Below are 24385 nucleotides of genomic sequence, written 5' to 3'. Positions count from 1 at the left end.
CTCAACCGTGGATCACGGCCGCCACACGGGCGCCGTTTTCGGATTCACGTCGGTGGAGAGCCCTACGGTGGAGGTCGCGTCCACAAAGCCGGACCGATAACCACTGCTCAGGTTCAAGCCCACGCCGCGGTATTCCACATCCCCGTGCAGGTTGAGCGTGCCGGACGCTCCCTGGCTGGCCTCGAAGAAGCCCAGCGGGTAGAAGGTGGTGCGCACCTGCGCGGACCCGCTCACGTTGAAGGTGTTGTTCCCCCAGGGGCTGCCGCTCATGCCCACGATGCTCAGGCCGCCCACGACGGCGCTGTCCGAGACCGTTCCGTTCACCACGATGGCCTGGTCTTCGATGCGGGCGTTGCCGTTGGCGCGTCCGTTCGGCAGGATGGTGGCGTAAGGGCCGACATACACCGTGGTCGGTGTGGTGGTCGGTGCGCAGCCACCGCCGTTGCTGTGGCGGACGGTGCCGGTGGGGCAGAGATCCCGTTGACCGCCCTGGAAGCCTTGCGGCCAGGCGCCGGCCAGTTCCACCATGTAGCGGTAACGGTTGATCGACCCATAGGCCTGGTCCCAGGTGATGCTCTTGAAGACTGTCGGCGTCGCCGTCACCACGAGGAACAGGGGCTCGCCCGTGTTCACCTTGAAGGTCAGCTCACCGTCCAGCCCCTTCTGCAAGCCGCTGTAACGCGACGAGGTGAACTGCGAGTTGGTGGCCACCAGGCCCCAGCGGAAGTCGGCATTGGCACCGGTCTGGTCGATGCCGCGGAACTTCACCGTCACGGTGGTGGCACCGGCTTCCGGATACAGCCGCACCACGTTGTAGCCGAAGCGCTGCGGCGAGCCGTAGTAGGGCGACACAAAGCGGCGGTTGGCGGCCCAACTGGTGTCCAGCGCTTCCAGCGGCATCAGGCGGCGCATCCGCTCGGCCTTGTCGGTCAGCGCGATGTTGCCGTAGCTGTTGCGGAAGGCATCCGGCGTGGCCTTGTAGTCCCAGGTCACGTTGTGCATGGCCCATTCGCCGAAGAAGTCATTCAGCTGCGACACCGTCCAGCCCCGCGCCTTCTGGATGTTGGTGAACGGATCCGCCCCGGAGGTGGTCCAGATCTGCGTCACCGCCTCGGGCCCATAACGGTCCTTGAGGTATTCCATGAACTGCCAGTTGCAATAGCGGTCGCGGGTGGACCCCAGGTAGAGATGCGGCGCGTTGGGCAGCATCTCGGAGCAATGCACGTCGCTCTTGTATTCCGGCAATTGATGCGGGGTGAAGTTGGCATGGCTTTCGAAGACCCAGCCGCAGGTATTGGACGCGTTGCAGACGAGGCCGCCGTTGTTCGCCGCCCACGATTGCCATCCGTGAGTGAACTCATGCGTCAGACCCCAGTGGTCGCGAAGGGCATCTGGCGCAATCCACATGCCCATGTGCAGATTGCGAGCGCTGTCCACCCAGGCGCCACCGGTCAGGCCCCAGCCGGAATGGATGTGAATCGCCGGCTTGATCTTGTCGGCCTTGTTGTAGAAGGGCTCCGGCATGTACAGCCCCGACCCGAACAGCGAACTCCACACCGTGGTTTCCAGTGTGTTGACGGCCAGGGTCAGGTCGGCGTCGGAAATGGCTTCGTCCGAATAGAACGCAAAGTGCGCGCTTTCCTTCACCAGCTTGAAAGCGGCTTGTTCCGGATTGGGGCCACCCGCGCGCCAGGTGCCGGGCGTGACGGTGGGGGCCGTTGGTGTGCCGGTGTACCAGTTGGTCAGGGTGGTGCCGGCGTCCACGACGGGCGCTGCAGGGGCGGGCGCCGGTGCAGGCGTCGGCGCAGGTGCAGGGGCGGGCGCCGGTGCAGGCGTCGGCGCAGGTGCAGGGGTGGGCGCCGGTGCCGGAGCTGGAGAAGGAGCGGGTGCCGGAGAGGGCGCCGGCGCCGCAGCCGTGGTGGTCGCGCAGAAGCGCACCGTTTCGTTCTTGCCCAGCGGCGCCAGGATGCGATTCCAGGCAATGCCCTGCAGCGTCAGCAGGTTGCCGCTGGCCTTCCATTCGGCATTCCAGACATTGCTGACCGAGCCCTCGATCCGCAGCGTGCCGCTCCAGGTCATCGAGGTGGTGTTGGGATTGGTCACTTTCACGGTGGCGCAGTAGCCGCCGCTCCACCGGTTGTTGACCGCGTAACTCAGGGTGGCCGGCAATGCCGCATGGGCAGCACTGGCACACAGGCCGGCCAGCCCCAGGCAGGCGACCAGGGATTTCTTTTTGAACATGCGTCCTCCGCTGTTGAACACGACTCTTCGGTCGCTCGCGCCCCGGTGCATAAGCGCCGCCCGGATGCGCCGCCCGCACGTCAGGTGCGGTGGGGCGATCGAGGTCAGCGGTCGCTTCGCCTGGCTTCCCGTCGGGGGCGATGGCGTTGTTCTGGTGAGGGAGCGCGGGCGTTGAGAGCCGGCTGCATGTTCGTTGACGCGGCAGCGTCAGCGTCCACGGTTTCGTGAAAAACCGTAATGAGGACTAGCGTCTGGGCCCTCTCAGTCCCTGGGCTCAACCCAGGGATCGCAGGGGGCCGCTGCAATTGGTCCTAAAGTGGATTTCTTCACCGTTGGACACAATCAAGACGAAAAGGTGTCGGCTGGCTTTAATTCACCGTGAAGGTCAGGTTGGCCGATACATAGCTGATGGGAATGAAGGTCCCCCCACCGACATACTGAAGCTGCAGCGCGTCGTCCTGCCCGCCCGAGATGTAGCCGGTGACGCCGAGCGTGGTGTAGGAACGCCGCACCCCGCCATAAAGATCGACATTGACTTTCCCTGCCAGCAGGGTCAGCCCGTCACTGCTGCTGGCCACGGTGGTCCAGGCGCCTGCGTCGGCCGTGGGTTGCCAACTGCTGCCGAAGTCCGTGGATTGATAGATGAGGCTGCCATCCGTCACCGCCACGACATAACGGCCGTCCTGGGAGGTGGTGATGCCTCGCCAGTTGCGGGTGCTGTCTTGGCGTTCCCAGGTGGTGCCGTAGTCGGTCGAGGTCCAGATATAGCCGGTGTCGACGCTTGCATAGAGGCGGGTGCCATCCGCCGAAGACGTCACGCCCCACCAATACTCATTGGTGGCCCGGGCGGTCCAGGTGACGCCGTAGTCGGTGGAGACGTAGAGCTGGTCGCCATTGGTACCGGCCACCAGCACCCGACCGTCGGAGGACGAGCTGACCGCGCGGAAGGGGCGGCTACTCTCGCGCAGTGTCCAGCTGGCGCCGCTGTCCGAGGAGGTATAGATGCCGTCCAGATACGCAGCGGCGACCAGCCGCGTGCCATCGGCCGAACTCGCAATGGCGGCCCAGGCCCTGGCGCTGCCGTCATCCACCCAGTTCACGCCGCCGTCCGTCGAGAGGTAGATGGGGCCGCCGTTGGAACAGGCCGCAAGCTTCAGGCCGTCGGAGGAACTGGCCACGGCCGACAGGGCCGGTCCGGTCTTTCGCAGTATCCAGCTGCCCCCGGAGTCGGTGGACACATACACGTTGCCGGCCGAGGATACAGCCACTTGCCGGGTCGCATCGCTGGACATGGCCACGCCGGACCAACTGCCCGGAAGAGATTCGGATGCCCAGGTCAGCGCCATGCCACCGGGCAGGCCCCGGGTGCTGATGCGCTGGCCCGCGTTCTGCGCCACCGTCCAGCCACCCGTGCCGACGCCGGTGATCTTGATCCAGTCGCCAATGGCGGGCGAGGCGGGCAGGGTGATGGTGACCAATGTGCTGGCGTTGGCCAGGTAGCCGGTGTTGGAGGCGGCCTGCACACTGCCGCCAGTCACGTTGACCCATTGCGTATCGGCCGGGGCGGCGCTACAGAGGTAGGTGGTGGTGGTGACTTCGCCGCTGTCCAGAACGCCATTGCGGTTGGTGTCCAGCCCGGACTGCACACGCTGCCCACCGTAAGTGCAATTGGCCCCCGCCGCTTCGGTGGTGAGCAGCACCAGGCTGTTGTAGCCATCGCTACCGGCGCTGCCCGTGCTGCCGGTAGGGCCCGTGGCGCCGGTAGCTCCGCTGCAAACGTAGCTGGTGCTGGTGACCTCGCTGTTGTCCAGCACGCCATTGGCATTGGTATCCAGTCCGGCCAGCACGGCCGAGCCGCCCTGCGCGCAGTTGCTGCCCACCGCTTCGGCCTGCACACGCACCAGGGTCGACAAGCCATTGCTGCCCGAGCTGCCATCGGCGCCGGTGGACCCCGTGGATCCCTGCGTACCATTGCAGACATATTGCGTCGAAGTGACTTCACTGTCGGCCAGCACGCCATTCGAATCGAGGTCCATGCCTGATTCAATTCGCGCGCCACCTGCCGTGCAATGACTGCCCACCGCCTCGGCGGCCACACGCACCAGCGTGGCATACGTGACGGTCACGCCACTGTCAGTGCTGGAGTCGCTGTCACCGCCGCAGGCGCTTAACAATGTGGAAGCTGCGGCCAGCACGCCCGCAAGGACGCTGCCAGAACGATGTTTGAACCGAGGGGCCTGACCAACAGCGGTCGAGGCCACAGCAGGAGAAGCGGCGAGGGGATTCTGATATCGCATGGCTGTCCGATAGAGAAGGGGGGCGCTCCGGCGCGGGGCCCGATTCATGTCGCTGTCGAGGACGACTGCCCGAAGTATCGGCAAGTGGCCTTTGATCAGCGAGGCCCTCCACGTTGACGAGGGGCATTCAAGCAACACTTCCCCACAGCCGGAAGCCCGAATGCATCGAAGCGATCGGGGTTCGAGACGCTTCCCCCGTGAATCGGGGGTCGCCTCCATGCAGTGTCTCGCGAACGAACGGGACGTGGCATGTGACTTTGGACGTTTCGTGGCCGTCATCGAATGTGGCTAGACTGCCGACCATCAAAAATCCAATCGGGAGCGGGCCAGCATGTCGCTGACCATGGAGGGCGTCCTGGCGCTGGCGCCGGACGATGCATCGGCGAAGGCGGCCAGGGGCCTGACCTCACCCGCCAAATGGCCGCTGCTGGGGGCCAATGAATCGGCGCTCTGGGGTGAATGCCAAGGCAGCGGCTCCAAGCCGTATCAAACCCAGGTGGACCTGAGTGGGCCCGCCTTCAAATGCTCCTGTCCCAGCCGCAAGTTTCCCTGCAAGCATGGCCTGGCCCTGCTGTTGATGCGGGTGCAGACCGCCGCCAGCTTGAGCGCCACCGAGCCGCCGGCCTGGGTGGCCGAATGGCTGTTGTCCCGCCATGAACGTGCGGAGAAAAAGGAAGAACGCGACCGCGACACCACCCACCGCGCCGAGGCGCGTGCGGCCCAGCGCGAGACCGGCGACGCGGATGGAGCGACGGACGATGCCTCGCTGAAGCGGGAGGCCCAGCGCTGGCAGCGCATCGAGGCCGCCGCCCAGGAACTCCAGCGCTGGCTGGGCGACCAGATCGCCCGTGGCCTGGGTGCCTTGGATGCGGCATCGATCCAGGGCTGGCGCACCATGGCTGCCCGCATGGTGGATGCGCAGGCACCGGGCCTGGGCCAACGGCTGCAGGCCGCCGCCGACGTATGGCGCCAGGGCGCGGACTGGCCGGAGCGCATGATCGTCCAGCTGGGCCTGTTGCAACTGGCGACGGAGGCGTTGACCCGTCGGGAGCAGTTGCCAGCGCCGGTCCAGGCGGACTTGCGTACGCTGTGCGGCTGGCCGGTGGACCAGGCCGACGTACTGGCCAGCGGCGAACGGGTGGACGACCGCTGGGCGGTGCTGGCTGCCGTGATCGAAGAACGTGAAGGCCGTCTGATGGAGCGACGGGTGTGGCTGCAGGGCGAGCAGACCGGGCGCCGGGCGTGGCTGCTGGAACATGCCCATGGCGGCAAGGGATTCAACGGCCTATGGGTGCCGGGCACCGCCGTCGCGGCCACGCTGGCCACGTTTCCGGGGGCCAGCCCGATGCGAGCGCTGGTCGTGCAGCGGCAGGAGGAGGGGGATGCCTTGAACCTGCAGCCCATGACGGTGGCGCCCCCGCAACTGTCGGCCCACCTTCCGACCCGCGTGCCTGCACCTGCCGGCAAGGCTGTGGGCGTCGCAACGCCCATCAACAGCAACACCCGCCGCGAATCCACGAGTGATAAGGGCCGTGATTCCGCAAGCGGTATCAGCCTCGCCTCCACCAGCGATCCCACCACTGACCTCAACACCGATCTCACCATTGACCTCCCCACCGATCCCTGGGCCGCCGAATGGCAACGTGTGGCCGAACGTATCGCCGCCCACCCTTTCGTGCTGCTGCATCCGATGGTGCTCACCGATGCCGTGGCGGTGGTGACCGAAGCCGGCGCGCAGCTTCAGGCCGGGGGCCAGTCCTTGCCGCTGTCCATGGGCGAGCAGGAACGCTGGCTGTTGATGGCCGCCTCGGGCGGGCATCCGATGACCGTGGCCGGTGAATGGGACGGCGAGCGCCTGTTGCCGTTGACGGCCTGGTCGGGTGCCGACCCCCGGCCGATCTGGATCAGGAGCCAGGCATGAGTGCATGGACTCCTTTGCTGCCCACGCTGATGGTGGGCACCGAGCGCCAGAGTGGGCCGCTGCCGGCATGGCCCGGCGAGATGGGTGAGCTGATCGCTCAGACCGGCGCGGCAACGCGCAGTCCGGCGGACGCTGTGCTTCGCGCGGCCGCCGTCCTGGCCCCTTGCCAGTTGGCCGGCGCCCGCCCCACCGCCGCCATGGTTCCTCCCCCCGCGCCTGCTGCAGCCGACCATCGCCCCTGCGCACCCGCACCCCTGCAGCCGCTGCTGCAATGGGCCTTGCAGGACGGGCCGGCCCGACTGCATTCGTTTGTCTTCAGCACCTTGGGCGATGCCGGTTATCGCCTGCCCGCGCACCTGCTGCCGCAAGCCTTGGAACTCGGCCGACGCGCCACCGCGCTGCGTCCGGACCTGCTGCCCGTGCTGGGCGAGCGCGGCCTGTGGCTGGCGGCTCAACGTGATGAATGGCGGTATGCCGCCGGTGTGAGCGGTGAAGCGCCGCAGGACAGCCACTGGACCGAAGGCACGCTGGAACAACGGCGCGCCTTTCTCCAGCACGAACGTCGGGCGGCGCCGGCAGCCGCCCGCGAGCGGCTGGCCCAGGCCCTGCCTGGCCTGCCGGCCAAAGAGCGGCTGGAGTTGTTGCCCGTGCTGGAGATCGGCATCGGGCCGGACGATGAACCCCTGCTGGAGCGCTGCCGCACCGACCGTAGCCGCGAGGTGCGCGATCTTTCCGTGCGTCTGCTGATGCAGATTGCGGGGGCAGCCCATACCCGCCGTGCCCAAGCGCGTCTGGCGGCCTTGCTCCACGCGCCGAAGGGCCTGTGGGGCCGAGCCTGGACGTTGGAGCCTCCCACGGCGGTGGCCCCGGACTGGGAAGCAGACCAGATCATCCCGACCCGCCCTCAGCAGGAAACCCTCGGCGAGCGGGCGTGGTGGCTGTACCAACTGGTGCGCCAGGTCCCGGTGGCCTGGTGGAAGGCCCATACCGGCCAGACGCCGGAGCAACTCATTGCATGGGCGGCCCGGACCGACTGGGCCGAAGCCCTGACACGTGGCTGGCTGGATGCGCTGGCGGCCACCCGGGAACCGGACTGGTGCGAGGCGCTCCTGATCCAGCCCCAGTCCCTGCGCTCGGCGCAACTGCTGCAGTGGTTGCCGCAGGACCGACGTGAACGCCACTGGCAGCGCCACGTCGAGGAGGCGCGGTTGCCGCTGGTGGTGCTGCTGTCCGCCTGTCTGGACGGTCATACGCTGGGCCTGCCACTCTCGCAAGCCGTCACCCGTCTGGTGCTGGCCCATGCGCGCGACGGCAAGCTCAAGGACGACTATGGCGTCCGCCCCTTGCTGGCCGAGTGCTGCGCCGTCCTGCATGCGGACTGCCTGGATGCATTCGAGGGCCTGACCCAGTTCCATCGGGACGGCGAGACGGCTTCCCATGCCGACGCCATGACCGCCGTGACCCAGGTGGTGGCCCTGCGTCGCGCGTTTCTTCATCTGCCCCGGTTGACATCGAGGACCCCATGACGACTTCCAACGCCCACGTGCTGCGCCGACATGCCGAGCAGCAGTTCGCCGAAGAGCTGCACGAGCTGCAGCGCCAGGACCAGCGCCCACGCCCGGAGAACTGGCTGCTGTCGCCCTGGGCGGTGCTGTGTTACCTGATGGGGGGCACCCTGGACAACGGTTTCCAGATCAGCCCCAAATACATCGGCAACGAACGGCTGATGGAGATTGCTGTGGCCACGCTGGCCACGGATCGGGCGCTGCTGCTGTATGGGGTGCCGGGCACGGCCAAGTCCTGGGTGTCCGAGCATCTGGCTGCGGCGGTGAGCGGCGATTCCACCTTGCTGATCCAGGGGACGGCGGGTACCGGCGAGGAGCAGCTGCGTTATGGCTGGAACTATGCGCAACTGCTGGCCAACGGCCCGTCCGAGGCGGCGCTGGTGTCCAGCCCGCTGATGAAGGCCATGCGCGCCGGCAAGATCGCGCGGGTGGAGGAACTGACCCGTATCCCGGCGGATGTGCAGGACAGCCTGATCACCGTCCTGTCCGAGAAGACGCTGCCGGTGCCGGAGCTGGGCAGCGAAGTGCAGGCGGTGCGCGGCTTCAGCGTGATCGCCACGGCCAACAATCGGGACAAGGGCGTGAATGAGCTGTCCGCCGCGCTGAAGCGGCGCTTCAACACGGTGGTGCTGCCGGTGCCCGCCACCGAGGACGAGGAAGTGTCGATCGTGATGAAGCGGGTCACCGAGATGGGCGCGGCGCTGCAACTGCCGGCCGAGCCGCCCGCGTTGAAGGAAGTCCGCCGTGTGGTGCAGATCTTCCGGGAACTGCGTCAGGGCCGTACCGAAGACGGCAAGACCCAGGTGAAGTCGCCCAGTGGCACCTTGTCCACCGCCGAGGCGATTTCGGTCATCAACAGTGGCATGGCGTTGGCGGGCCACTTTGGCGACGGGGTGCTGAGCCCTCGTGACATGGCTGCGGGTCTGCTGGGTGCGGTCGTGAAGGACCCGGTGCAGGATCAGGTGGTCTGGACCGAATATCTGGAGACCGTGGTCAAGGAGCGGGCCGACTGGAAGGATTTGTATCGGGCTTGCCGCGAACAGGTGTGATGGTGGTGAGCAGCATGCAGAGCAACGTGCAGAGCGACCAACCCGAAGATCCTGAGGCACTGCAGGACACGACCGGGGCGGTTGTGAGCGCTGGCGCGGCTGCCTCCCTGCGCCGCCGGCCGGCCCAGGAATCGGCCTTGCATTTCTTTGGCGTCCGACACCATGGTCCGGGCTGCGCCCGCAGCCTGCTGCAGGCGCTGGGCCGTCTGCAGCCGGACTGTGTGCTGATTGAGGGGCCGCCCGAGGCCGATGGTCTCGTGGCCGATGTGCAGGCCGAGGACATGCGGCCGCCAGTGGCGCTTCTGACCCATGGCGTCGATGAACCTGGGCGGGCGGTGTACCACCCGTTTGCCGAGTTCTCGCCGGAATGGCAAGCGCTGCGCTGGGCGGTGGCGGCCGGCGCCGTTGTGCGGTTCATCGATCTGCCGGTGTCGCATGGCCTGGCCTTGCAGACCGAGGTGGACACGAACCCCGAGGCGCCCCCCCATGCCTCCGACGCTCAACGCCGCGGCGACCCGCTGGACTGGCTGGCACGCGCTGCCGGGTATGCCGACGGCGAAGCCTGGTGGAACCACATGGTGGAAGAACGCGGCGATGGCGAGCAGCTGTTTGCCGCCATCGAGGAAGCGATGCTTGCGGTGCGAGCCGACGCACCCCAGGACGACCCGGCACCCACCGCGCGCCAGCGGCTGGAGGCCCTGCGCGAGGCCTGGATGCGCCAGTGCATCCGAGCGGCCCGCAAGCAAGGTTTCCAGCGTGTGGCCGTGATCTGCGGCGCCTGGCACCTGGGCGGCCTGAAGGCGCCGGTGACCGCCAAGGCGGATGCCACCCTGCTCAAGGGCCTGCCCAAACTCAAGGTGGCCAGCACCTGGGTGCCCTGGACCTATCGCCACCTCGCCTTCCAGAGCGGCTACGGCGCAGGCATCCACTCCCCCGGCTGGTACGAACATCTGTGGCGCAGCAGTGGTGGTGCGGCAGGGCAGCCCCCGCAATCGCGCGCAGTGGGCTGGTTGGCCCGTGTGGCCCGGCTGATGCGCGCACGTGACCTGGACTGCTCCAGCGCCCATTTGATCGAAGCCGCCCGCCTCGCTGACACCCTTGCGGCATTGCGGCAGCGTCCCGCCCCGGGGCTGGAAGAACTGCACGAAGCCACCCGCACCGTCATGACCCTGGGTGATGAGTCGGTGCTGGGTTTCATCCGCGAGGAACTCATCATCGGCGACCGCCTCGGCCAGGTGCCGTCCAGCGTGCCCAAGGTGCCCTTGCAGCGCGATCTGGAACAGCTTCAGAAATCGCTGCGGCTGAAACCGGAAGCGACCCAGAAGACGCTGGACCTGGATCTTCGCCAGCCCAACGACCTGGCCCGCAGCCATCTGCTGCACCGCCTCGCACTGCTGGCGGTGAGCTGGGGTTCGCTGGCCCGTGTGGGGCGCTCGTCGCGCGGCACCTTCCATGAAGTGTGGACGCTGCAATGGCAGCCGGAATTCGCGGTGCGCCTGATCGAGGCCAGCCGCTTCGGCCATTCGGTGGTGGCGGCGGCCACGGCACGGGTGGCCGAACAATGCGCCGCCGCGACGGACCTGGCCTCGTTGGCGTCGCTGGTGGACCAGGTGCTGCTGGCGGACCTGCCGGAGGCGGTGGCGGTGGCCTCGCGGGCCTTGCAGGACCACGCGGCCCACACCGGCGATGCCGATCAGTTGATGGCCGCCTTGCCGCCGCTGGCCAATGTGTTCCGTTACGGCAATGTCCGCCAGACCGATGCGTCGCTGGTGGCGCAGGTGTTTGATGGCCTGGTGATCCGGGCCGCCATCGGCCTGCCGCTGGTGGGCAGCGCCATCGACGATGCGGCGGCGGAGCAGATGCGTGAGCACCTGTTGGCCGCTCATGCCGCCGTCAAGCTGCGCGACCCCGGGGGCCAGGGGGAGCCGGCCCAGCAGTGGCGGCGCGCCATCCGTCTGCTGGCCGATCGATCCACGGCCCATGAGTTGCTGCAAGGCCTGTGTGCGCGGCTGATGCTGGATGAAGGCGAGCTGACGGCGGACGACGCAGGCACCGCCCTGTCGCTGCACCTGAGCAGCGGCGCGGAGCCGCTGAAAGCGGCGGCCTGGTTGGACGGCTTCCTCAACCGCAATGCGGTGGTGCTGCTGCATCACGATGGCGTCTGGCCGCTGGTTGATCAGTGGCTGGCGGGCCTGGCGGAGGAGCATTTTGTGCGGGTGCTGCCGCTGGTGCGTCGCACCTTTGCCGCGTTTGAACAGGGCGAGCGACGCGACCTCGGTGCGCGCGCGGCCCGCCAGGGACCCGTGGGGGCCGCCACGGCGGCGCCCGCCTGGGATGAATCACGCGCCAGGCTGCCGTTGCCCCTGTTGCGCCAGTTGTTGGGAGTGCAGGCATGACCGCACCTGTGGAAGAGGCCGACCGCCTGCGCCGCTGGCGTCTGGTGCTGGGGGGCGAAGCCGAGGACAGCTGTGGCGGCTTGAGCGGCGAAGCGCAGGAGATGGATCAGGCCCTGAGCGCCTTGTATGACGAACAAGGCCAGGGCCTCTCTGGCGAACGGCGAGGCGGGCGGGGCGGTTCGGCCCCGCGCGTGGCCCGTTGGCTGGGAGATATCCGCAAGTACTTCCCCAGCAGCGTGGTGCAGGTGCTGCAAAAGGATGCGCTGGAGCGCCTGAACCTGCGGGACATGCTGCTGCAGCCGGAGATGCTGCAGAACGTCCAGCCGAACGTGCATCTGGTGGCCAGCCTGATGGCCTTGTCCGGTGTCATTCCGGCGGGCACCAAGGAGACGGCCCGCCAGGTGGTGCGGCAGGTGGTGGAGGCCTTGATGCAACGGCTGGACGAGCCGATGCGCAGTGCCGTCACCGGCGCCCTGGACCGCAGCCAGCGCAACCGCCGGCCACGGCTGGCGGAGATCGACTGGCACCGCACCATCCGCGCCAACCTGCGGCACTGGCAGCCCAGCCACCGCACGGTGATCCCGGAGACCCTGCACGGCTTCGGCCGCAAGGCACGGCGGCCCCAGCGGGAGGTGGTGCTGTGCATCGACCAGAGCGGGTCCATGGCCAACTCGGTGGTCTATGCCAGCATCTTCGGGGCAGTGATGGCGTCGCTGCCGTCGGTCAGTACCCGGCTGGTGGTGTTTGACACGGCCGTGGTGGACATGACCGAGCAGCTCAATGACCCGGTGGACCTGCTGTTTGGCGTGCAGCTGGGCGGAGGTACCGACATCAATGGGGCTGTGGCTTATTGCCAGTCTCAGATCCGCGAGCCGCGCAACACCATCTTTGTGCTGATCTCCGATCTGTATGAAGGGGGCGTGGAGCAGCAGTTGCTGCGCCGGGCGTCCGAGTTGGTGGACAGTGGGGTGCAGTTCGTGACCTTGCTGGCGCTCAGTGACGAAGGCGCCCCGTCGTATGACCATGCGCTGGCGGCCAAGCTGGCCGCATTGGGCGTGCCGTCATTTGCCTGCACACCGGACGCGTTCCCCGGGCTGATGGCGGCCGCCATCCGGCGGGATGACCTCAATGCCTGGGCGGCCGGGCAGGGGATCGTGACGGCGGCCAAGACGGGGTCACCGTGAGCGCATCAAGAACGCGCGGAATCGACCTGAAACGAGCCGAAAACACTCAAAAACGGTCGCTCTGCGGCTTTGCAGCCCGTTTTGGGGACGTTTTGTTGCAGTTGGGGTGGCGAAGGTGCGCCAGTTCAGCCCTGAAAGTGCTACACAGTCGCTTTTTCCCCGCCCGGGCCGCAGGCCCGATAATCGCGACCCCCGGATCACCCGGATCCGGGTCTGTTTTGAGAGTCTGATGAACAAAAGCGAACTGATCGAAGGCATCGCCACCAAGGCTGGTGTCACCCGCGTTGTGGCCACGTCCCTGCTGGACGCCACCCTGGAGACCATCACCGAAGCCCTCGCCAAGGGTGACACCATCGCTCTGGTGGGCTTTGGCACCTTCAAGGTGGGTGACCGTGCGGCCCGTACCGGCAAGAACCCCGCCACTGGCGAAGCGCTGGAGATCCCGGCCGCCAAGGTGGCCAAGTTCACGCCGGGCAAGGCCCTGAAGGACGCCGTGAACAAGTAATCAAGCCTGGCTTGATCCAACGCCCGCCTTGAGCGGGCGTTTTTATTTGCAGCCCGTCCTGCGCGGGCGTTTTGTGTGCAGCCCGCCCTGAGCGGGCGTTTTTGATGGGCGGTCACATTCATGGGCGGCCCCCGCCACGGCCCTCTGACACATTGGGCACCCCCTTGGGGCGGCACAAGGGTTAACCACAAGCCACAAAACGCACTGGATTGGTGCGAAATGGCGCATGTCGGGGCAGCTTTTGAAACGCCTCGTGGCGTGATGAGCCGGAATGGGGCTGGCACAAAAGCTGCAAAGCCTGCTACGGATTCGGAGACCGTCCCCTCACAAGTATCAGGAGCCCGCATGAAGCCCATTCTCGCCGTCATCGCCGCCGCCGCCCTTACTGCCACCGCCCTGCCGGTGTTGGCCGATGACCTCTCCTACAACCTCAGCGTCACGTCCGACTACCGCTATCGCGGTCTTTCCCAGACCCGCCTGAAGCCCGCCCTGCAAGGCGGCATCGATTACGCCCACGCCAGCGGCTTCTACATCGGTGCCTGGGCCTCGACCATCAAGTGGGTCAAGGATTCCGGCGGCGACGGCGATATCGAAATCGATACCTACCTGGGCTACAAGACCGAAGTGGCCAAGGACGTGACCATCGATGTGGGCTTCCTCCGCTACAACTACCCCAGCAACAAGCTGGCCACCAGCGCCAACACCAACGAGCTGTATGGCGCCGTGACCTTCGGCCCGGCCACGCTGAAGTATTCGCACTCGGTGTCCAACCTCTTCGGTTTTGCCGACTCCAAGCAGAGCGGCTACCTGGACCTGAGCGCCACCTTTGATGTCGGCGGCGGCTTCTCCCTGGTGCCGCATGTGGGCCACCAGAAGGTCAAGAACAGCGGCGACTTTTCCTACACCGACTATTCGCTGACGGTGAACAAGGATTGGCAAGGCTTCACCTGGGGCGCCGCTGTTGTGGCCACCAGCACCGATGCCTACATCGGCGGCAAAGGCAAGGACCTGGGTAAGAACGGCCTGGTGGTCTCCGTCAAAAAGGTGTTCTGAACACCACCGCCAGCGTCTGATTTCGAGGAGAGAGAGCCATGAAACTGATTACCGCCGTCATCAAGCCGTTCAAGCTGGATGAAGTGCGCGAAGCGCTGAGTGCCATTGGGGTGCAGGGGCTGACCGTGACCGAAGTCAAAGGCTTCGGCCGCCAGAAGGGCCACACCGAGCTCTATCGTGGCGCCGAGTACGTGGTGGACTTCCTGCCCAAGGTGAAGATCGAAGCCGCCGTGTCGGAAGGCGTGGTGGAGCAGGTCATCGAAGCCATCGAGAACGCCGCTCGTACCGGCAAGATCGGTGATGGAAAGATCTTCGTGTCGCCGCTCGACCAGGTCATCCGCATCCGCACCGGCGAGACCGGCCAGGACGCCCTCTGAGCCCCCGTTTTACATCCCCTCACGTCCCACGACAGCGCTGAAGGCGCCGTCACGAGTCCCTCCACATTGAGAGAGTCCGACATGAAGAAACTGCTTGCCTGCCTGGCCCTGGCCACGGCAGCCCTGACCAGCCTGGCGCCTGCGGCCATGGCGCAGGACGCGGCCTCCGCGCCTGCGGCCACCGCTTCTGCAGAAGCCGCTGCCCCCGCAGCCGCTCCGGCTGCAGCCGCCGTGGCACCGGCCGCTTCCGCGCCTGCTGATGCAGCCTCCGCCGCTGCCGCGCCCGCGCCGGTGCCCAACAAGGGCGACACCACCTGGATGATGGTGTCCACCCTGCTGGTGATCCTGATGACCGTCCCCGGTCTGGCCTTGTTCTACGGTGGCCTGGTCCGCAGCAAGAACATGCTGTCGGTGCTGATGCAGGTCATGGTGACCTTCTCGCTGATCATCGTGCTGTGGGCCCTGTACGGCTACAGCATTGCATTCACCGAGGGCAACAAGTTCATCGGTGGTTTTGACCGGATTCTCATGAAGGGCATCTGGGACAACGCCGCCGGCACCTTCGCCAACGCTGCCACCTTCAGCAAGGGCGTGGTGATCCCGGAAATCGTGTTTGCCGCCTTCCAGGCCACTTTCGCCGGCATCACCTGCTGCCTGATCGTGGGTGCCTTCGCCGAACGCATCAAGTTCAGCGCCGTGCTGGCCTTCATGGTCCTGTGGTTCACCTTCAGCTATGCGCCGATTGCGCACATGGTCTGGTTCTGGATGGGCCCGGATGCCTACACCTCGGCGGCTGTGGTCGATGAAATGAACAGCAAGGCCGGCATGTTGTGGCAGTGGGGCGCGCTGGACTTCGCTGGCGGTACCGTCGTGCACATCAACGCCGCCGTTGCGGGCCTGGTGGGTGCCTACATGGTGGGCAAGCGCATCGGCTACGGCAAGGAAGCCTTCACCCCGCACAGCCTGACGCTGACCATGGTGGGTGCTTCGCTGCTGTGGGTGGGCTGGTTCGGTTTCAACGCAGGTTCTGCCCTGGAAGCCAACGGCTTCGCGGCGCTGGCCTTCATCAACACGCTGGTGGCCACGGCCGCCGCCGTGCTGGCCTGGAGCCTGGGTGAAGCGATGTTCAAGGGCAAGGCCTCGATGCTGGGCGCAGCCTCCGGTGCGGTGGCGGGTCTGGTGGCCATCACCCCGGCCGCTGGCAACGTGGGTGTGGGCGGTGCCCTGATCATCGGTTTCATCGCTGGTTTCGTCTGCCTGTGGGGCGTGTCCGGCCTGAAGAAGCTGCTGGGCGCGGATGACTCGCTGGATGTGTTCGGCGTGCACGGCGTGGGCGGTATCGTCGGTGCCCTGCTGACCGGTGTCTTCAATTCGCCCAACCTGGGGGGCCCGAGCGCCGTCGGCGACTGGGTGACCGTCTCCATGGTGACCGGGGACGCCTATTCCATCGCCGCACAGGTGTGGACCCAAGCCAAGGCCGTGGGTGTGACCGTGATCTGGTCGGGTGTGGTGTCGGTGGTGGCCTTCAAGCTGGTGGACCTGGTGATCGGCCTGCGTGTCTCGGAAGAAGACGAACGCGAAGGTCTGGACATCACCTCGCATGGTGAGACCGCCTATCACAAGTGATCCATCCGTGATCCCGTACAGAGTTCCTGCAATGAACGGTTGAGCCTGCGGGTTGCCCCCGTGCTTGACGACCAGCCGCCCCTCGGGGCGGCTTTTTTTTGCCCCTCCGCGCCACTGGGCTCGCGGCTGGCGCCGTGGGCGATTGCCGCCCCTGGTCTCGCTGGGGCCAGCGGGACCGCCCCTTGCCTTTGGGGGAGCCACCCCCACCTGTCGTAGCCCGGGGAGGGGTCTGCGGCCCGTCAAAGCTTCCCTAGAATCACATCACCACCGGCTGTCCAGCGTCCCGCCCATCATGGTCCCTCACCTCATCACCGCCCTGACCGGTCCCATCAACGAGCTGGAACAGCGCGTGCTCGAGTCCATGCCGGCCATCGAGCGCTGGTTCCGGCTCGAGTGGATGGAGCACACCCCTCCCTTCTACAGTTCGGTGGACCTGCGCAATGCCGGCTTCAAGCTGGCGCCGGTGGACACCAACCTGTTCCCTGGCGGTTTCAACAATCTCACGCCGGAGATGCTGCCGCTGGCGGTGCAGGCCGCCATGGCCGCCATCGAGAAGATCTGCCCGGAAGCCAAGAACCTGCTGCTGATTCCGGAGAAGCACACCCGCAACAGCTTCTACCTGACCAATGTGCAGACGCTGATCCGCATCTTCAGCATGGCCGGGCTGAATGTGCGCCTGGGCACGCTGGACGACAGCATCAAGGAGCCCACCGCGCTGCCGCTGCCGGACGGCACCAGCCTCACGCTGGAGCCGCTGATCCGCCAGCGCTCGCGTCTGGGCCTGAAGGACTTCGACCCCTGCACCATCCTGCTGAACAATGACTTGTCGGCGGGCATCCCGGACGTGCTCACCCATCTGCATGAGCAATACCTGCTGCCACCGCTGCATGCGGGCTGGGCCTTGCGGCGCAAGAGCCAGCACTTCCGCGCTTATGAGGAAGTGGCCAAGAAATTCGCCAAGTTGCTGGGCATGGACCCGTGGTTGATCTATCCGCAGTCGGTGGCGGTGGGTGATCTGGACTTCAGCACCGGCCAGGGCCTGGATGCGCTGCAGGCGCAGGTGGACAACGTGCTCACCAAGACCCGCCGCAAGTACAAGGAATACGGCATCCAGGAAAAGCCTTTTGTGGTGGTGAAGCCCGATGCCGGCACCTACGGCATGGGCATCATGACCGTGCGTGACGCGAAGGACCTGGACGACCTGGGCCGCCGCGCCCGCAACAAGATGAGCGTCATCAAGGACGGTCAGGCGGTGTCGCAGGTGCTGGTGCAGGAAGGCGTGGTCACCCACGAACGCATGCATGACGCCGTGGCCGAGCCTGTGGTCTACATGATGGACCGCTATGTGGTGGGCGGCTTCTACCGGGTGCATGCCGACCGCGGCGAGGATGAGAACCTCAACGCGCCGGGCTCCAGCTATGTGCCGCTCGCCTTTGCGCACTCGTCGCATCTTCCGGCCCCGGGCGAGAAGCCCGGGGTCAGCGCCCCCAATCGCTTCTACATGTATGGCGTCATTGCCCGCCTGGCCATGCTGGCGGCGAGCTATGAGCTGGAAGCGACGGATCCGGAAGCGGAGGATTACGTCTGACTGGTGGTCACCGCGTGGTCCTTGAACTGCACGCGGGGGCGAAGGCTCTGCACGCTCCCTGACGGGGACTCGCAGGCCGCCAGCACGGCACTCAGGTGTTTCTCGTTGCCCAGGTAGGACGGAAGGCGCCGATGAAGCTCGGCAGCGGCGCGGGCCAGCGGCTGTTCTTGCCGATCCGGCGTCCGGCGCTGCCCGGGCGCTGAGCCGGCGTCCAGCTCCCGCCGCAGGCTCATCGTCAGGGCGAGTTGGCCCGTCATGATCAGCAGCGGGTTGGCAGCGCCGCTGTTTCGACGTCCCTCATCCTCAGGAAACTCGCGCGCGACGATGGCCAGCGGCTCGCCGCGCGAGATCGTCTTCTGGCTCCAGTCGCAAATCTGCTTCAGGTCATCCGGGCTCAGCAATCCCGCTTCGGTAGGCTCGACTTCCACGAGGGTCAGCAGATGACGCGATGGTCCCTTCGGCCCGTTGGCCTCCAAGCCTGCCGCCCCTCGCTGACCCTCGCTGTCCACACGAAGTGAAAGCGTGCGGGTCTGAAGACCGTCCTGCCACTGTGGCATGGACGTGGTGAGCACCATCTGTTGCCCGTTCACGTCGTAGCTGCTGGAGGTGGGCCGGACATAGTCATCGGGCTTCAGCGCCGCCGTGGAGATCTTGCCCAGCACCAGGAGATGATGGACGTCTCGATCCTTCAGCAGATGGACCAGCTCGGCGAGCCGGGCCAGGTGGTTCTCCGGGGAGCTCAGCGCCAGCAACTGGGGGCCGACCGGCACCGGTTCTCCATTGGCGTTCAGCTCAGGACGCAGGCACAACGAATCCTTCAACACCTGGCTGTTGCGGCCTGGAGCTTGCGCCCCTTCCATGGAGAACTGCGACGCGAGCCTGGACTGCACCGGCAGTTGCGGGGCCTGTCTCAGGATCTGCCGCGCCGCTTTCTGGTGAGTGGTCTGCCATTCGGGCTGCGGCGGGCGGTGATCTGCGCTGGACGTGCAGCGGGCAAAGGGATTCAGGTGTCGGAGGGACAGACCATGCATCATGGGTGATCATTTCTGCGAGCACGGGACGACCCCGCGCTGGTCAGTCGTGGGCGCGATGGGCGGGGTTCAGGCTTCGCTGGTCGTCGCGCCGGACGCGGACATGGGCGGCCTGGGCAAGCAGTGACGGGAGCGCGTGATGTCGGAGAGGTCCGTGTGCGCGGCCAACACGGCACTGAGGTGGCGCTCCGTGCCCAGATACCCGGGGTTCAACCCATGCAGTTCAGTGGCTGCTTCGGTCAACAGCTGCTGCTGCCGCGCGGCCCAGTTCCCCGTGTCGCCAGTTGACGCCTCCTGCTGACGCAGAAGGCTGAACACCAGCGCCAGCTGTCCTGTCATGGCCAGCAGCGGTTGCGTGCGGCCATCCCGTGCCTGATCGCGTGGCGGCGTGTCTCGCGCGATGATGGCCAAGGGCGCCCCATCTTTCATCCGGGCGCGGGCCCAGGTGACGGTCGTGCGCAACTCTTCGGGGGTCAGAAGCGCCGGTTCTTCCAGCGGCACCCGCAACATCTGGAGCACATGCGACTGGCGCGGCAGTATCGCATTGGGCGTTGGCGGTTCGTTCGACTGGCCCGTGATGAGGGTCAGCTCGCTAGCCAGGCACTGGCCCATAGGCTGGGCCGTCGAAGTCCTGAGCAGGATGGGGATGTCGTTGACGGCGGTGAGGTGACTGAGAGGCTGGTTCCCCCGGTCCACCCGCATCGCATCATTCGACACGCGCCCCAACACCAGCAGATGGCCGACACCGCGTTTCATCAGTAGATTGACCAGTTCGGCCAGGGGTCGGTCCTTGTGTTCCGGGGATGCCAGGGCCAGGAGTTGGGGCCCGCGCGGGACCTCCAGGCCGTGATGCGTGAAATCGGGGGCGAGGGACAGGACACCTTTCAGCACGCTGGAATGGGCGCCCGGCATCGCGATGTCACTGTCGCTGTCACCTTCACCGGTACAGAACTGGGCGGATTGCCAGCTTCGCACCGTCCCCTGCCGCGCATCACGAAGCATCCGCCGCAGGAACACCTGATGGGCGGTTTCCCAGCTCTGCTGTTGGGCCGGAGCGTCTTCTGCAGACACGCAGCAGGACAAGGGGTTCAAGGGGCCGAGACACAAGGCTCGCATCATGGGCAATCTCCAACTGCAGCGCGGGACAGCCCCGCGCAGGTCAGTCGTGGACACCCGAGGCAGGGTTCAGGCTGCGCTGCGACCTTCGGCCGTCGGCAGCTGCACCTCAATGGCGGCCTCCAGCAGCAGCAACTTGAAGCGGTCCAGCGATTCGCTGGGGGCATCCGGCAGATGCCAGACCGACAGGGCGCCCAGGCCCAAGTCAACGTCGTGCGGCAGCAACTTCACGATGCCCTGGCGCTCGGCATCCACGGCCACGTCATGGGGCATCACCGCCAGCAGCGGCATTTCGCGCATCATGTTGAGCGACAGCATCAGGTCGCCGTTTTCGATCAGGTCGCTGGGCAGCGGCAGCCCCTTGGCCTGCCAGAGCCGGTCCACCAGCATGCGGGTCCGGGTGGCGGGCATGTGCCAGATCCAGCGCTGTCGGCTGAGGGTTTCCCAACTGAGCGAGGCCTGCCCGGCCAGCGGATGGTGGGCACTGATGGCCAGCCGCTCCGGCTGCTGCAGCAGCGCCATTCGTTGCAGGCCCAGCGGTTCGTCCTGCGGCATCACCCGCGCGATGACCAGATCCAGCTGGCCTGCCAGCAGGTCTTCAAACAGGGAGCGCAAGGCATGTGTGCGCACGCTCACAGTGACTTGCGGCGATTCCCGCTTGAGGGCCGACACCGCCCGGGGCAGCAGCCGCGCCAGGGCTGCATTGGTGGCCCCGATGCGCAGTTCACCGGTGGCACCTCGCACCATGGACGCCACTTCACCGGCGGCCCGGTGCAGGTCCGCCTCAATCTTGCGGGCCAGGGTCAGCAGGCGCCGGCCGACCGGCGTGATGTACATATGCCGACCCTTGCGCAAGAACAACATCTGGCCCAGCCCCTGCTCCAGCTCCGCCAGCGTCTTGCTGACGGCCGGCTGGGTGACATGCAGCACTTCGGCCGCATGGCTGGCGTTGCCGGTGTCATGCAGTGCAATCAGCACCCGTGCATGCCGCAGGCTCATGCGGCGCACGATGAATTGCTCGGCGGCCTCGGGCGTAGGGGGCTGGTCGATCATGGCGGTCTGTAAAGGGTGCGCAAGCGTACCCGCAAAGCGGTTCAACGGGTTTTACGGTGTGTGATCCGCTGACCGCCCACGCCAAATCTGCCTCACTTCCCCAGGGGTCTCTGTGCGACAACCCTGCCCCCAAGGGGAGGGGGCTGTGGCTTGTCAAGTCAGTGGGGGTGTTGCGCTGCACAAATAGAAGCACACAATACGCACTTTCGACTTTTCGCGACCCTTGAAAACGGTCGCGAGCGACTTTGTGAGTTCACACCAAGTGGCCCGCTCGCCATCCGCCCTGGCAGGCCTGACCATCGGCGCTTTGGGGGTTGTGTACGGGGACATCGGCACCAGCCCGCTGTATGCCCTGAAGGAAGTGTTCCACGGCGGCCACGTGCCCCTGACGCACGACAACATCCTGGGCGTCCTGTCGCTGCTCTTCTGGACGATGACCATCGTCGTGTCCCTGAAGTATGTGCTGCTGATCCTGCGCGCCGACAACAACGGCGAGGGCGGTCTGATTGCCATGCTGGCGTTGGCCACCACCGCCGTGCGGGAGAAGCCCAATCTGCGACGCGGCCTGATGCTGGTGGGGCTGTTCGGCACTGCCATCTTCTTCGGAGACGCGGTCATCACCCCGGCCATGACCGTGCTGGGTGCGGTGGAAGGCATCGACGTCTATTTCCCTGAGTACGACAACGCCATCGTGCCCGTCACCCTGGTGGTGCTGGCGGGCTTGTTCTCGGTGCAGCGCTTTGGCACCAGCGGCGTCGGCAAGGCCTTCGGCCCGGTGATGCTGGTCTGGTTCACCGCACTGGCGGCCCTGGGCATTCCGCAGATCTACAGCAACCCGCATGTGCTGACGGCCATCAATCCGCTGTATGCGCTGGAGTTCTGCCTGCACTATGGATGGGTGGCATTTGTGGCCCTGGGCGCGGTGGTGCTGGTGGTGACCGGTGGCGAAGCGCTGTATGCCGACCTGGGCCATTTCGGCAAGAGACCGATCCGCATCGCCTGGTATGGCTTTGTCATGCCGGCCCTGGTGCTGAACTATTTCGGCCAGGGCGCGCTGCTGCTGGACCGGCCGGAAGCCATCAAGAACCCGTTCTATCTGATTGCGCCCTCCTGGGCCGAGATTCCGCTGTTTGCGCTGGCCACGCTGGCGGCCATCGTGGCCTCCCAGGCGCTGATCACTGCCGCCTTCTCGGTGACCAAGCAGGCCGTGCAACTGGGCCTGCTGCCGCGCATGCGCATCCTGCACACCTCGGTGCGGGACATCGGTCAGATCTACGTGCCCTTCGTGAACTGGGGTCTGTTTGCGTTTGTGGTGGTGGCGGTGGCTTTCTTCGGCTCGTCCAGCAAGCTGGCCGGGGCCTATGGCGTGGCGGTGACCATCGACATGACCATCACCACGGTGATGACCTTCTTTGTCATCCGTTATGGCTGGGGTTATCCGCTGGCGCTGTGCATCAGCGCCACCGGCGTGTTCTTTGTCATCGATGCCACCTTCCTGGCCTCCAACCTGCTCAAGGTGGCCCATGGGGGGTGGTTCCCGCTGCTGATTGGCGTGGGCATGTTCACGCTGATGCTCACCTGGAAGCAGGGGCGTCGTCTGCTGTCGGACAAATTGCGTGAAGACGCCATCGACCTCAAGAGCTTCCTGGAAGCCGTGTTCATCAACCCACCGACCCGCGTGGTGGGCACGGCGGTGTTCCTGTCGGCCGAGCAGGGCACCACGCCGAATGCGTTGCTGCACAACCTCAAGCACAACAAGGTGCTGCACGAGCAAAACCTGTTTGTGAGCGTGCGCCATCACGAGGTGCCGTGGATCGGCTTCGAGAAGCGTGTGGAGGTTGAAAGCCTGGAGAACGACTGCTGGCAGGTGACGCTGCACTTCGGTTTCAAGAATGAACCGGACGTGCCGGAAGCGCTGCGCCTGCTGGAGGAGCGTGGTGTCCATCTGGACGAGATGGAAACGAGCTACTTCCTGTCGCGGGACATCGTCATCCCGACCATCGGCTCCGGCATGGCTCTGTGGCGCGAGAAGCTGTTTGCCAGCATGCACCGCAACGCGGCGGCAGCGGCGGACTTCCTCCACCTGCCCACCAACCGGATCGTCGAGTTGGGGTCCAAGGTCGAAATCTGACGGCGCGGCTCGCACAAGCACTTGAACTCGCACGGCGCTTCGGCGCCGGGCCCACCACCCTGGTTATGCTTGGGGCACCATGATGCGTGCCTTGAAAGACCTGTCCCTCTCCGCCACCGTGGCCGGTTTTGTAGCCGTGCTGGTGGGCTTCACCAGTTCGGTGGCGATCATCTTCCAGGCCACCCAGCAACTGGGGGCCACGGCGGCCCAGACCAGCTCCTGGATCTGGGCCCTGGGCCTGGGCATGGGGCTGACCAGCCTGGGCCTGTCACTCTGGACCCGCCAGCCGGTGCTCACCGCCTGGTCCACCCCCGGCGCGGCGCTGCTGGCGGCCACGTCCGGCGTGAAGATGGACGAAGCCATCGGCGCTTTCATCGTCTGCGGCGTGCTGATCACCGTGGCCGGCGCCACCCGGTGGTTCGAGCGCATCATGGACCGCATTCCCATCGCCATTGCTTCTGCGCTGCTGGCCGGCGTGCTGGCCCGCTTCGGCCTGGATGCCGTGTTGGCCACCCGCACAGCGCCGCTGCTGGTGGTGGCCATGGCCGTGGCCTATCTGATCGGGCGGCGCTGGTGGCCGCGTTATGCCACCCCCACGGTGCTGCTGGCGGGCGTGGTGGTGGCCGCTCTGCAGGGCCGCCTGCACCTCCAGGCCGTGGTGTGGGACTGGGCCGTGCCGGTCTGGACGACGCCCCGTTTCACGGTGACCACGCTGATCGGGGTGGCATTGCCGCTGTTCCTGGTGACCATGGCCTCGCAGAACCTGCCTGGTGTGGCGGCCCAACGGGCCTCCGGCTACCAGACGCCGGTGTCGGCCAGCGTGGCTGCCACCGGTGTGGCAACCATGGTTTTCGCGCCGTTTGGCGGCTATGCCTTCAACCTCGCGGCCATCACTGCGGCCATCTGCATGGGCCGGGAGGCCCATGAAGACCCGGCGCGGCGTTATATGGCGTCGGTGATGGCCGGCGTGTTCTACATCCTCATCGGCCTGGCCGGTGGGGCGGTGGTCGGCCTGCTGCAGGCCTTCCCACGCGAGCTGGTGAGTGCGGTGGCCGGGCTGGCCCTGCTGGGCACCATCGCGGGCGGGCTCTCCGCCGCGCTGAAGGAAGAGAAGCATCGCGATGCAGCCATGCTCACCTTCCTCGTCACCCTCTCCGGGCTCAGCCTGCTGGGCATCGGGTCGGCGTTCTGGGGGGTAGTGGCCGGTGCGGTCTCTCTGATGGTGCAACACTTCAGGCAACGCTGATTTTTC

Annotated in this window: 17 protein-coding genes; 12 read left to right on the top strand and 5 right to left on the bottom strand. The window is 66.4% G+C overall.

What is annotated here, in order from left to right; all coding sequences use genetic code 11:
* Window positions 1–12 precede the first annotated feature (12 nt).
* Together OU995_RS03465 and OU995_RS03460 are read right to left on the bottom strand one after the other, a co-directional pair.
* Window positions 13–2241, bottom strand: coding sequence for a DUF6055 domain-containing protein (locus OU995_RS03465; protein WP_267833993.1), 2229 nt, complete (start codon window positions 2239–2241; stop codon window positions 13–15).
* 368 nt (window positions 2242–2609) lie between these two features.
* Complete coding sequence (locus OU995_RS03460; protein WP_267833992.1) at window positions 2610–4367, bottom strand: DUF7151 family protein; 1758 nt, start codon at window positions 4365–4367, stop codon at window positions 2610–2612.
* Window positions 4368–4869: 502 nt separating this feature from the next.
* Here OU995_RS03460 and OU995_RS03455 point away from each other — a divergent pair.
* From OU995_RS03455 to gshA, 10 genes are all read left to right on the top strand, one after another.
* The gene (locus tag OU995_RS03455) at window positions 4870–6459 is read left to right on the top strand and encodes an SWIM zinc finger family protein (protein WP_267833991.1); all 1590 of its coding nucleotides are present in this window, start codon (window positions 4870–4872) and stop codon (window positions 6457–6459) included.
* The gene (locus OU995_RS03450) at window positions 6456–7985 is read left to right on the top strand and encodes a DUF5691 domain-containing protein (protein ID WP_267833989.1); all 1530 of its coding nucleotides are present in this window, start codon (window positions 6456–6458) and stop codon (window positions 7983–7985) included. The genes OU995_RS03455 and OU995_RS03450 overlap by 4 nt, the downstream gene beginning before the upstream one ends.
* Window positions 7982–9073: an ATP-binding protein gene (locus OU995_RS03445; RefSeq protein ID WP_267833987.1), complete on the top strand. Its 1092-nt coding sequence runs from the start codon at window positions 7982–7984 to the stop codon at window positions 9071–9073. Before OU995_RS03450 ends, OU995_RS03445 begins: the two co-directional genes overlap by 4 nt.
* Window positions 9074–9087: 14 nt before the next feature.
* Window positions 9088–11469 (top strand): DUF5682 family protein, encoded by a 2382-nt coding sequence (locus OU995_RS03440; protein ID WP_267833985.1) that lies wholly within the window; start codon window positions 9088–9090, stop codon window positions 11467–11469.
* The gene (locus OU995_RS03435) at window positions 11466–12653 is read left to right on the top strand and encodes a vWA domain-containing protein (protein WP_267833984.1); all 1188 of its coding nucleotides are present in this window, start codon (window positions 11466–11468) and stop codon (window positions 12651–12653) included. The genes OU995_RS03440 and OU995_RS03435 overlap by 4 nt, the downstream gene beginning before the upstream one ends.
* Window positions 12654–12849: 196 nt before the next feature.
* Window positions 12850–13158, top strand: a complete 309-nt coding sequence (locus OU995_RS03430) for an HU family DNA-binding protein (RefSeq protein WP_257720738.1) — start codon at window positions 12850–12852, stop codon at window positions 13156–13158.
* Window positions 13159–13503: 345 nt separating this feature from the next.
* Window positions 13504–14211 carry a TorF family putative porin gene (locus OU995_RS03425; RefSeq protein WP_267833983.1) on the top strand — a complete coding sequence of 236 codons (708 nt, stop codon included), beginning with the start codon at window positions 13504–13506 and terminating at the stop codon, window positions 14209–14211.
* Window positions 14212–14249: 38 nt separating this feature from the next.
* Window positions 14250–14588, top strand: coding sequence for a P-II family nitrogen regulator (gene glnK / locus OU995_RS03420; protein ID WP_267833982.1), 339 nt, complete (start codon window positions 14250–14252; stop codon window positions 14586–14588).
* Window positions 14589–14669: 81 nt separating this feature from the next.
* Window positions 14670–16214, top strand: coding sequence for an ammonium transporter (locus OU995_RS03415; protein WP_267833980.1), 1545 nt, complete (start codon window positions 14670–14672; stop codon window positions 16212–16214).
* Window positions 16215–16506: 292 nt separating this feature from the next.
* The gene (gshA, locus tag OU995_RS03410) at window positions 16507–17802 is read left to right on the top strand and encodes a glutamate--cysteine ligase (RefSeq protein WP_267833979.1); all 1296 of its coding nucleotides are present in this window, start codon (window positions 16507–16509) and stop codon (window positions 17800–17802) included.
* Here gshA and OU995_RS03405 read toward each other — a convergent pair.
* The 3 genes from OU995_RS03405 to OU995_RS03395 form a co-directional block, all read right to left on the bottom strand.
* A complete protein-coding gene (locus tag OU995_RS03405) occupies window positions 17793–18836 on the bottom strand; it encodes a hypothetical protein (RefSeq protein WP_267833978.1) in 1044 nt (347 codons plus the stop codon). The genes gshA and OU995_RS03405 overlap by 10 nt on opposite strands.
* A 66-nt stretch (window positions 18837–18902) precedes the next feature.
* Window positions 18903–19952 carry a hypothetical protein gene (locus tag OU995_RS03400; RefSeq protein ID WP_267833977.1) on the bottom strand — a complete coding sequence of 350 codons (1050 nt, stop codon included), beginning with the start codon at window positions 19950–19952 and terminating at the stop codon, window positions 18903–18905.
* 66 nt (window positions 19953–20018) lie between these two features.
* Window positions 20019–21002 carry a LysR substrate-binding domain-containing protein gene (locus OU995_RS03395; RefSeq protein WP_267833976.1) on the bottom strand — a complete coding sequence of 328 codons (984 nt, stop codon included), beginning with the start codon at window positions 21000–21002 and terminating at the stop codon, window positions 20019–20021.
* 262 nt (window positions 21003–21264) lie between these two features.
* Between OU995_RS03395 and OU995_RS03390 the strand changes: the two genes are divergently transcribed.
* Both OU995_RS03390 and OU995_RS03385 read left to right on the top strand, forming a co-directional pair.
* Entirely contained in the window at window positions 21265–23133 is a 1869-nt protein-coding gene (locus OU995_RS03390) for a potassium transporter Kup (RefSeq protein ID WP_267836164.1), read from the top strand.
* Between the two features lie 82 nt (window positions 23134–23215).
* The gene (locus tag OU995_RS03385; protein ID WP_267836163.1) at window positions 23216–24379 is read left to right on the top strand and encodes a benzoate/H(+) symporter BenE family transporter; all 1164 of its coding nucleotides are present in this window, start codon (window positions 23216–23218) and stop codon (window positions 24377–24379) included.
* The last annotated feature ends 6 nt before the right edge of the window (window positions 24380–24385 follow it).

The organism is Roseateles sp. SL47 (assembly GCF_026625885.1).
Lineage (GTDB): Bacteria > Pseudomonadota > Gammaproteobacteria > Burkholderiales > Burkholderiaceae_C > Roseateles.
Note: the sequence above shows the minus strand (reverse complement) of the source record. Positions and strands in the feature narration are given on the sequence as shown.